Origin of the sequence: Aeromonas sp. S16(2024) (genome assembly GCF_041403065.1) — a bacterium.
Lineage (GTDB): Bacteria > Pseudomonadota > Gammaproteobacteria > Enterobacterales > Aeromonadaceae > Aeromonas.
Genome location: NZ_JBGLQX010000054.1, coordinates 1 through 1,659 on the forward strand (window position 1 = coordinate 1; position 1,659 = coordinate 1,659).

Below are 1,659 nucleotides of genomic sequence, written 5' to 3' on the forward strand. Positions count from 1 at the left end.
ATTCAAATTGTTAAAGAGCGACGCAACAGTGTGTTGCTGCGGGAGTGGAATTCTACTCAACCGCCTTCTCGAGTCAAGCCTTATTTTCAAAGGCTTTCGAGGTTATCGACCTGGTTGTTTGCGTTGCCGCTTGCCCTGTCGATGGAGGCGCATTATAGGGAGCTGAAACTTTCTGGCAAGCAGATAATTGCAAAAAGATGGCTTTCATCAACTGATCGCTCACAAAGCCACCAATACGCATATTAAGCAAACAAAATCAGCCCGCGACGGGCACTGAAACGGCGAAATCGTGCAGGTTGTTGTAGATGGCATCAGCCAGCGCATTGCCCTCATCGGTCACTACCTTGCCGGTGCGCACCATCACCTTGTGTCCGACCCCGGCATTGATGGCCGCTTTCAGGTCGGAAGGCTTGTCACCCACCATATAAGAACTCGCCATGTCGATACCCAGCTCCTGTTGCGCCAACAGCAGCATACCGGGGGCAGGCTTGCGGCAATCGCAGGGAGCACCGTGATCCGGATGATGAGGACAGAAATAGATACCATCGAGATCCACATCCCGATCGGCCAGTGACCAGTCCATCCATTCCGTCAGGTTCATGAAGTCGTCCTCACTGAAATAGCCACGGGCGATACCAGACTGATTGGTGACAACGATCAACAGATAGCCTTTCTGCTTCAGCAACTGCATGGCTTCGATCACACCGGGCAGGAAGTGGAAGTCGTCTACCTGGCTGACATAACCTGTGTCTTCGTTGATGACACCGTCACGATCCAGAAAAATGGCGGGTTTACTCACGGGCACCTCCTCGGCAATAGATGTTTGAACAATATCTCACGGAGCAGATAAAGCCCCATAAATAAAAGGGGCGGCCGAAGCCACCCCTTTTTGTGTGCAGATAGCAAATCGATTAAGCGATTACGCTAGCAACAACACCAGCACCTACGGTACGGCCACCTTCACGGATAGCGAAACGCAGGCCGTCGTCCATCGCGATCGGCGCGATCAGGGTAACAACCATTTTGATGTTGTCGCCTGGCATTACCATCTCTACGCCTTCCGGCAGTTCGATGGTACCGGTCACGTCGGTAGTACGGAAGTAGAACTGCGGACGGTAGCCCTTGAAGAACGGGGTATGACGACCACCTTCTTCTTTGGACAGCACGTACACTTCAGATTCGAACTTGGTGTGCGGCTTGATGGAACCCGGCTTGGCCAGTACCTGACCACGCTCTACGTCTTCACGCTTCACGCCACGCAGCAGGGCGCCAACGTTCTCACCGGCACGACCTTCGTCCAGCAGCTTGCGGAACATTTCAACACCGGTACAGGTGGTAGAAACGGTGTCTTTGATACCGACGATTTCTACGGTCTCACCGACTTTAACAATACCGCGCTCTACACGACCGGTTACTACGGTACCACGGCCAGCGATGGAGAAGACGTCTTCGATAGGCATCAGGAACGGCAGGTCAATCGCGCGCTCCGGCTCCGGGATGTAGGTATCCAGGTGGTGAGCCAGCTCGATGATCTTCTCTTCCCATGCTGCGTCGCCTTCCAGCGCTTTCAGCGCGGAACCACGGACTACCGGCAGGTCATCACCCGGGAAGTCGTACTCGGTCAGCAGTTCACGAACTTCCATCTCGACCAGTTCGAGC

At 54.1% G+C, this 1,659-nt stretch carries 3 protein-coding genes; 1 reads left to right on the plus strand and 2 read right to left on the minus strand.

What is annotated here, in order from left to right; all coding sequences use genetic code 11:
* Positions 1 to 246 (plus strand): hypothetical protein (locus ACB030_RS20265; RefSeq protein WP_371162249.1); only part of this gene is annotated, 246 nt, incomplete at its 5' end.
* 10 nt (positions 247 to 256) lie between these two features.
* On the opposite strand, the gene gmhB is transcribed toward ACB030_RS20265, so the two are convergent.
* Positions 257 to 799: a D-glycero-beta-D-manno-heptose 1,7-bisphosphate 7-phosphatase gene (gene gmhB, locus ACB030_RS20270; protein ID WP_371162251.1), complete on the minus strand. Its 543-nt coding sequence runs from the start codon at positions 797 to 799 to the stop codon at positions 257 to 259.
* Between the two features lie 112 nt (positions 800 to 911).
* On the minus strand, positions 912 to 1,659 hold a 748-nt coding region (locus ACB030_RS20275; protein ID WP_371162253.1), incomplete at its 5' end, for an elongation factor Tu.